This window comes from Acidocella sp. C78, from assembly GCF_907164655.1.
In genome coordinates, this window is record NZ_CAJQZK010000108.1 from 1 (window position 1) to 7,943 (window position 7,943).

At 71.6% G+C, this 7,943-nt stretch carries 5 protein-coding genes and 4 pseudogenes; 6 read left to right on the forward strand and 3 right to left on the reverse strand.

Annotated features, from left to right (window positions below; translation table 11 throughout):
- Positions 1 to 715 (reverse strand): annotated as a pseudogene (locus ACIDOCELLA78_RS96430) (CaiB/BaiF CoA transferase family protein); the annotation flags it as partial.
- A 95-nt stretch (positions 716 to 810) separates the two neighbouring features.
- Between ACIDOCELLA78_RS96430 and ACIDOCELLA78_RS96435 the strand changes: the two are divergent.
- From ACIDOCELLA78_RS96435 to ACIDOCELLA78_RS96445, 3 genes and pseudogenes are all read left to right on the forward strand, one after another.
- Positions 811 to 1,591: pseudogene (locus ACIDOCELLA78_RS96435) on the forward strand (SDR family oxidoreductase).
- A gap of 2 nt (positions 1,592 to 1,593) precedes the next feature.
- Positions 1,594 to 2,361 carry an MBL fold metallo-hydrolase gene (locus tag ACIDOCELLA78_RS96440; protein ID WP_249676867.1) on the forward strand — a complete coding sequence of 256 codons (768 nt, stop codon included), beginning with the start codon at positions 1,594 to 1,596 and terminating at the stop codon, positions 2,359 to 2,361.
- Between the two features lie 54 nt (positions 2,362 to 2,415).
- Entirely contained in the window at positions 2,416 to 2,568 is a 153-nt protein-coding gene (locus ACIDOCELLA78_RS96445) for a hypothetical protein (protein ID WP_249676870.1), read from the forward strand.
- 35 nt (positions 2,569 to 2,603) lie between these two features.
- Here ACIDOCELLA78_RS96445 and ACIDOCELLA78_RS96450 read toward each other — a convergent pair whose 3' ends face one another.
- Both ACIDOCELLA78_RS96450 and ACIDOCELLA78_RS96455 read right to left on the reverse strand, forming a co-directional pair.
- Positions 2,604 to 3,107: an OsmC family protein gene (locus tag ACIDOCELLA78_RS96450; protein WP_201729854.1), complete on the reverse strand. Its 504-nt coding sequence runs from the start codon at positions 3,105 to 3,107 to the stop codon at positions 2,604 to 2,606.
- A gap of 73 nt (positions 3,108 to 3,180) precedes the next feature.
- Positions 3,181 to 4,491: a chloride channel protein gene (locus tag ACIDOCELLA78_RS96455; protein ID WP_201729855.1), complete on the reverse strand. Its 1,311-nt coding sequence runs from the start codon at positions 4,489 to 4,491 to the stop codon at positions 3,181 to 3,183.
- A gap of 306 nt (positions 4,492 to 4,797) precedes the next feature.
- Here ACIDOCELLA78_RS96455 and cydD point away from each other — a divergent pair.
- From cydD to ACIDOCELLA78_RS96470, 3 genes and pseudogenes are all read left to right on the forward strand, one after another.
- A pseudogene (gene cydD / locus ACIDOCELLA78_RS96460) lies at positions 4,798 to 6,434 on the forward strand (thiol reductant ABC exporter subunit CydD).
- A pseudogene (locus ACIDOCELLA78_RS96465) lies at positions 6,422 to 7,783 on the forward strand (amino acid ABC transporter ATP-binding/permease protein); the annotation flags it as partial. The pseudogenes cydD and ACIDOCELLA78_RS96465, both read left to right, overlap by 13 nt.
- Positions 7,768 to 7,943 (forward strand): ATP-binding cassette domain-containing protein (locus ACIDOCELLA78_RS96470; protein ID WP_283770877.1); only part of this gene is annotated, 176 nt, incomplete at its 3' end. The pseudogene ACIDOCELLA78_RS96465 and the gene ACIDOCELLA78_RS96470, both read left to right, overlap by 16 nt.

The window sequence follows — 7,943 nt, forward strand, 5'->3', positions numbered from 1 at the left end:
GGGGCGATGTTCGGATGGGCATTGCCCGTCGCCGCCGGCCGCTTGCCGTTGAGCAGGTAGTTCGCCGCCGCCGGGTGCAGCAGCGCCATGCCCGCATCGTGCAGCGTCATGTCGATGAACTGCCCGCGCCCCGAGCGCTGCCGCTCCTGCAACGCCATCAGGATGCCGACCGCCGAATACAGCCCGGTCGCGAGATCGACCACCGGCGTCCCCATCCTGAGCGGCCCCTCGCCGGGGCGGCCATTGATGGTCATCAACCCGGTCATCGCCTGCACCACCGCGTCATAGCCCGGCAGCCCGCCGAACGGCCCGTCGGCGCCGAACCCCGAGATCCGGCAATGCACGAGGCGCGGAAAGCGCGGGGCCAGCGCCGCCTGCCCGATATTCCACTTCTCCAGCGTGCCGGGCTTGAAATTCTCCACCAGCACGTCGGCGTCCTCCAGCAGCCGCAGCAGCACCGCGCGCCCCTGCTCGTGCGCGAGGTCGAGCGTCATCGCCCGCTTGTTGCGGTTGGCGCCGAGGAAATAGCTCGCATCCCGCGCCCCGTCCGCCCGCTCCAGGAAAGGCGGCCCCCAGTCGCGCACCTCGTCGCCTGCGGCGGCTCGATCTTGATCACGTCCGCGCCATGATCGGCGAGGATCATCGTGCAATACGGCCCGCCCAGCACCCTGGTCAGGTCGATCACCTTCAGCCCGGTCAGCGCGCGCTCGTTCATGGCGGTGGTCGTCGTCCCCTGTCGAATTCGGTATCCCGCCCATCTGATGCTATGGACGCGGCTTCGACACAAGCAGGACAGGGAAGGGAGCGGAGATGGAACTCGGATTGAGGGGCAGGCGGGCGATCGTGTGCGCGGCGAGCAAGGGACTCGGCCGCGCCGTGGCGTTTTCCCTCGCCCGCGAGGGGTGGATCTGGTGATCACCGCGCGCGGCGAGGCAGCGCTCGCGGAAACGGCGGCGGCGATCCGCGCCGAAACCGGGGTGAAGGTCGAGATCGCGGCCGGCGACATCACCACCGAAGCCGGCCGCGCCGCGGCTCTCGCCCTCTGCCCCGCGCCGGACATCCTGATCAACAATGCCGGCGGCCCGCCCGCCGGCGATTTCCGCAACTTCACCGATGCCGACTGGGAAGCCGCGCTGCGCGCCAACATGCTCACCCCGATCGCGCTGATCCGTGCGACGGTCGATGGCATGATCGAGCGCCGCTTCGGCCGCATCGTCAACATCACCTCGGCGGCGGTGAAATCGCCGATCCCCGCCCTCGGCCTGTCCAATGGCGCCCGCGCCGGGCTGACCGGCTTCGTCGCCGGCCTCGCCCGCCAGGTCGCGAGGCACAACGTGACGATCAACAATCTTCTCCCGGCCCCTTCCTGACCGACCGGCTGCGCGACAACGCGGCCTCCGCCGCCCGCGCCTCCGGCCGATCGGTGGAGGACGAACTCGCCGCCCGCGCCGCCGCCAACCCGACCGGCCGCGTCGGCACGCCGGAGGAATTCGGCGATGCCTGCGCCTTTCTCTGCGCCGCGCAATCGGGCTTCATCGTCGGCCAGAACCTGCTGCTCGATGGCGGCGCCTTCAACGCGGCGTTCGGCTGACCTTGCCCTACCCGGTTTCGGACCATTGCGACGGCGCGCGCTTCTTCAACCCCGAAGGGGCGCGCCGCCGCACCGGCCGCTTCCCGATGCTCCGCTGGGTCACGCGGCGCGAAGGAAGGGCGAAATGGCCCGAGCGGGTGGAAAACCGGATTTTTGCTCCGCCGCCGTCCGAGGTGCCCGAGGGCCACGCCGCCGTCACCTTCATCGGCCATGCGAGCTTCCTGATCCGCCTGCCGGGCCTCGTGCTGCTGACCGACCCGATCCTCTCCGAGCGCTGCTCGCCGGTCGGCTGGGCCGGGCCGCGCCGGGTCCGCCCGCCGGGCCTCACGCTCGACGCGATGCCGAAGCCGGACGCGATCCTGCTTTCGCACAACCATTACGACCATTGCGACATCCCGACCCTCGCCGCCCTGCACGCGCGCTTCGGCCGCATCCGGATCTTCGCCCCGCTCGGCAACCGCGCCTTTCTCACCCGCAAGGGGCTCGGCCCGGCCACCGAGCTTGACTGGTGGGATCATGCCGAGTTGCGCGGCACCCGCATCACCCTCACCCCGGCGCGGCATTTCGCCGCCCGCACGCTGCGCGACCGCAACGCCACGCTCTGGGCGGCTTCATGCTGCGCCACGCCGCCGGCCAGCTCTATTTCGCCGGCGACACCGGCTATACCGGCTATTTCCGCACGATCCGCGAGCGTCTCGGCCGCCCCGGCCTCGCGCTGCTGCCGATCGGCGCCTACGCGCCGCGCTGGTTCATGGGCAATGTCCACATGAACCCGCCGATGCCGTGCGCGCCTTCGCCGAGCTGGGGCGGCGCGGGCGGTGGGGATGCATTTCGGCACGTTCCAGCTCACCGACGAGGCGATCGACGCGCCGGAACGCGACCTCGAAGCCGCCCGCGAGGCCGCCGGCCTGCCGGCAGCGCGGTTTTCCACGCTCGATGTCGGCGAGACCGGTCTTTTCGCCCTCGATCCCGGCTGATTGACCTCAGCCGGAAAAAACCCGGCTGAATGACCTCAGCCGCGAATCGCCTCGATCCGCGGCGGGTTGCGCAGCGTCTGCAAGATCACGCAATAGCGCTCGGTGCTCTCGATCAGCCGGGCCACGCTCTTCTCGTCGGCATCGGTGTCGAGATCGAAGCGGAGCGAAATGTCGGTCACGCCCACCGGCGCGGCGCGGTCGATCGCCAGCGTGCCGCGCGCGTCCCACACGCCCTCGGCGGTGATGCTGCCGCGCTTCACCGTCACACCCATCGCGGTGGCGACGGCGGAAAGCGTCACCCCGGCGCAGGCGACCAGCGCCTCCAGCAGCATGTCGCCCGAGCAGGCCTGCGACCCGTCGCCGCCGGCCGCCTCGTGCAGCCCGGCGGTCACCTCGCCGTCATGGCCGCGCACCACGCAGGCGATCCCGCTTTGCCTGATCTCGCCGACCGCGCGCGAGACGATCCGCGCCGAGGCGGCATCCTCGCGGTATTTCTGCTTCAGCGGCGCCTGCAGGGCGCGGAGTTCGGCGGCATCCATGGCGGTCTCCCGGAACGTGTCTTTCGTCTTGCGGCAAGGATGCGACAGGTGCCGCGCCGTTACAAGCGGCGGCTCAGCGATGCGCCTCGGGCGCCGGATCGACCGTGTTGGGCTTGGGGATCGGCCGGTTCTCGACGATACGCAGGAACTGGTGCGACATCGCGTGATAGACCGGCTCCTTGCAGACCAGCCGCGAGGCCATGGTGCCGAGAATCGCGGCGATGCCCACCGGCACCGACATCGACGGATCGGAGGTCATCTCGATCACGATCACCGCCGCCGTCAGCGGCGACTGCACGACGCCGGCGAAATATCCCGCCATCCCCACCATCGCGAATCCCGCCACCGGCAGCCCCGGCAGCAGATGCACGAACGCCGTGCCCACGCCGACCCCCACGGCGAGCGAGGGCGCGAAAATCCCGCCCGGAATCCCCGACAGGTACGACACCAGCGTGGCGAGGAATTTCAGCGGCGCGAAATCGACCGGCGGCAGCACGCCCGCAACCATCGCGTCCCGCGCATTGGCGTAGCTCGCATCGAACACCATCCCGTGCGAGGCATGGCCGATCACCGCGAGCGCGAGGCCGCACACGGCGGCGAACATCACCGGCCGCTTCTGCGCCAGCCGGTTGATCGCGCCGGGCAGGAACCTCCACGGCGTCACCAAAATCTGCGCGAACAACCCGCCCGCGAGCCCGCCGATCACGGCGCAGACCGGGATCAGCAGCCAGATCCAGTCGAGCTTCAGCACCGCGTGCGAGACGCCGAAATAGGGCTGGTAGCCGAGCACGAAGAGCAGCGTGATGCCGCTGGCGAATGCCGCGAGAATGATCGAGCGCACCTGCCGGTCATCGAAGCTGCGCGCCATTTCCTCGATCGCGAAGACGATGCCGGCGACCGGCGCGTTGAACGCGCAGGTGATGCCCGCGGCCCCTCCGGCGAGGATCAGCAGCCGTTGCAGCGCATGGGTGCGCTCCAGCCCCATCCGCCCGCAGATGTTCATCGCGGCGCAGCCGATCTGCACCGTCGGCCCCTCCTTGCCGATCGAGGCGCCGGTCGCGAAGCCGAGCAGCGTGAGCAGGAATTTCCCCACCGCGATCCGCAACGACAGCACCGAATCGACATCGGCCGAATCCTGCATCTGCAACCCGGCCATCGCCTGCGGAATGCCCGAGCCCTGCGCGCCCGGAAACACCTGGCGGGTAAGATAGACGATCAGCGCGAGCCCGGCCGGGCAGAGCAGGAACACGATCCAGCCGCGCTGCGCGGTCATGTGCTGGAACAGCGCCGTCGCGCGGATCACGCCGATGCCGAAGGCGATGGAGACCAGTCCGGTAATGATGGCGGCGAGCACGAAAATGAGATTGCGTTTCAATGCCGCCATGCCGGCCGATTTCCTTCAAATGAATTTCCCCGCGCGGGGCCGGGGCTCGTCCTCCGCACGGGGCTTGCCCGATGCCGCTTGATTCATGTCAATGCCAGAACAGGCACCGCGTGTGAACCGTCCGCCGCCCGCGCGCGGCGCCGAGGCCGCCGCCGACGCGTGAGAGGACAGATTTGACCATACCGCCCAACGAGGCTTCGGCCACCCCGCCCCGCCGCGCGCTCGACCGCCGCCTGATCGCGGCGGGCAGGGGCAAGGCGCTTTCTCTCGCTCGCCATCGGCCTCGGCCTCGCCGCCGGGCTCGCGGTGATCGCTCAGGCGCTGCTGCTCGCCCATGTCGTCACCGCGCTGATCTTCCGCCACACCGCCCCCGCCGCGCTGGCGCTGCCGCTCGCGTCCCTGGCCGGGCTGCTGCTCCTGCGCGCGGCGCTGAGCTACGCCTCCGAACTCGCCGCCCACCATGCCGCCGCCGCGGTGAAGCTCTCGCTCCGCCGCGCGCTGCTCGACCATCTCTTCGCCCTCGGCCCCGCTCATGCCGCCGGCGAGCGCAGCGCGGATCTCGCCGCCACCATGCTCGACGGCGTCGAGGCGCTGGAGCCCTATCTCGCCCGCTACCTGCCGCAGATGGCGCTGGTCGCGCTGGTCCCGCTCGCCATCCTCGCCGCCATCTTCCCGGTGGACTGGATCAGCGGGGTGGTGCTGCTCGTCACCGGCCCGATCATCCCGGTCTTCATGGTCTTCGTCGGCTACCGCGCCGAGGCGATCAACCGCCGGCAATGGCGCGAATTGCTGACCATGAGCGCGCGCTTCCTTGATGCGGTGCAGGGCATCACCACCCTGCGGCTGTTCGGCCGCGCGCGCGACGAGATCGCGCTGATCGGGCGGATCGCCGATGAATACCGCCGCGCCACCATGGCCGGGCTGCGCATCGCCTTCCTCACCTCGGCGGTGCTGGAATTCTTCGCCTCGCTCTCGATCGCCCTCGTCGCCGTGCTGTTCGGCGCGCGGCTGCTGCACGGGCATATCGGCTTCTTTCCCGCCTTTTTCGTGCTGCTGCTGGTGCCGGAATTCTTCCTCCCCCTGCGCGGCCTCGCCACCCATTACCACGCGCGGATGACGGCGCTGGCCGCCGCCGGCCGCATCTTCGACGTGCTCGATGCGACACCGGCGACGACCTGGGGCGATGCCGCCCCACCCTCCGGCGCGCTGTCGCTGCGCTGCGCCGGCCTCACCATCGCCCACGAGCCCGGCCAGACGGTGCTGCACGGGATCGACTGCGCCTTTCCCGCCGGCACGCTCACCGCCATCGTCGGCCGCTCCGGCGCCGGCAAATCCACCCTCGCCGCCGCCTTGCTCGGCTTCGTCGCCCCGCAATCCGGCGCCGTCCTCGTGAATGACGACACGGCGCTCGCCGCGCTCGACCGCGAGGCCTGGTGGGCGCGTCTGGCCTATGTGCCGCAGACCCCCGCGTCTTCGCCGGCACGATCGCCGACAACCTGCGCCTCGCCCGGCCGGATGCCGATACTGCGGCGCTGCGCGAATCCCTGCGCCGCGCCCGCCTGCTCGACGAGGTCGATCGCCTGCCCGCCGGGATCGAGACCCGCATCGGCGATGGCGGCGCCGGGCTCTCCGGCGGCCAGGTCCAGCGCCTCGCCCTCGCGCGCGCCTTCCTGCGCGACGCCGGGCTGCTGATCCTCGACGAGGCCACGGCGCATCTCGACCTCGAGACCGAGGCCGAGATCGCCGCCGTCATCGCCGAGCTTGCCCGCGGCCGCACCGCGATCCTGATCGCCCACCGGCTCGCCACCGTCCGCCGGGCCGACCGCATCCTGGTGCTGGAGGGCGGGCGCCTCGCCGAATCCGGCACGCATGACGAGTTGCTCGCCCGCGGCGGCGCCTATGCCGCCCTGCTCGGCGCCGCGGAGGCACCATGCGCGACCTGATCCGCCTGCTCCGCCTCTACGCGCCCTACCGGGCCTGGGTTCTCGCCGGTATCGGGTTCGGCCTTCTCACCGTGCTGGCGAATTTCGCCCTGCTCGCGCTCTCCGGCTGGTTCCTCGCCGCCACCGGGGTGGCCGGTGTTGCCGGCTACGCCGCACAGAACGTCTTCAATTTCTTCACCCCCGCCGCCGGGGTGCGCTTCTTCGCGACCCTGCGCGTGCTCGCCCGCTATGCCGGGCGGCTGGTCGATCACGAGGCGACGTTCCGCCTGCTCGCCCGGCTGCGCATGGTCGCCTATGCCGGGCTCGAACCGCTCGCCCCGGTCGGCCTCGCCGGCGAGCGCGGCGGCGACCTGCTCTCCCGCCTCGTCGCCGATATCGACCGGCTGGGCGATTTTTTCCTCCGCGTCGTCTCGCCCTTCGCCATCGCGGCGGCGGCGGCGCTGGTCATGGCGCTCGGCTTCGCCATCGTCTCGCCGGCGGCGGCGCTGCTGCTCGTGCTCGGGCTCATCGTCGCCGGCATCGCGGTGCCGCTGGCCAGCCTCGGCCTCGGCCGCCGCCCGGCGAGCGCCGCCGTCGCGCTGCAGGCGACGATGCGCGCCGATCTCGTCGATTCCATCCAGGGCATGGCCGAGCTGCTCACCTGCAACGCGAGCGGGGCGATGGCGGACCGGGTCGACGCGGCGAGCGCCGGCCTGCTCGCCGCCCAGCGCCGCCTCGCCGCCATCGCCGGTTTCGGCGCCGCCGCCATCCTGCTCGCCTCCGGTCTGACGATGCTGGCGATTCTCCCGCTCGCCGGCGCGCTGGCCGACGCGCACCGCATCGCCGGGCCGGTCGTCGCCCTGCTCGCCCTCGGCGCGATGGCCGCCTTCGAGGCGGTCGCCCCGCTGCCGGCGGCCTTCCAGCTCCTCGGCGGCATGGCGGATTCCGCCCGCCGCGTGTTCGACCTGCTCGACCGTCCGCCCCCCGTCGCCGAGCCCGCCGCCAGCCCGCCCCGCCCGGCCCGGCTCGATCTCATTCTCGCCGGCGTCTCGCTCCGCTATCCGGGTGCGGCCCATCCCGCGCTCGCCGGAATCGACTTGTCGATCGCCGAGGGCGAGCACGTCACCATTCTCGGCCGCAGCGGCGCGGGCAAGACCTCGCTGTTCAACCTGCTGCTCCGCTTCGCCCCGCCCGAGGCGGGGCGGGCCACGATCGGCGGCGTCGATCTCGCCGCCATCCGCGGCGACGACCTGCGCTCGCTCTTTACCGTGGTCTCGCAGACCACCGCGATCTTCGCCGGCACCCTGCGCGACAATCTCCTCCTCGCCCGCCCGGATGCCGACGATGCCGCGCTCTGGCGCGCGCTGGAGACCGCCCGCCTCGCCGAGTTCGTCCGCACCCGCCCCGGCGGCCTCGACTCGCTGGTGGCGAGGCCGGCGCCAAACTCTCGGGCGGCGAAGCGCGCCGGCTCTCGCTCGCCCGCGCCGCCCTGCGCGCCACGCCCTTCCTGCTGCTCGACGAGCCGACCGA

Coding starts and splice junctions, on each gene's coding strand:
- ACIDOCELLA78_RS96455 (WP_201729855.1), bottom strand. CDS start 4,491: ATGGCGGCATTGAAACGCAATCTCATTTTCGTGCTCGCCGCCATCATT.
- ACIDOCELLA78_RS96450 (WP_201729854.1), bottom strand. CDS start 3,107: ATGGATGCCGCCGAACTCCGCGCCCTGCAGGCGCCGCTGAAGCAGAAA.
- ACIDOCELLA78_RS96445 (WP_249676870.1), top strand. CDS start 2,416: ATGCATTTCGGCACGTTCCAGCTCACCGACGAGGCGATCGACGCGCCG.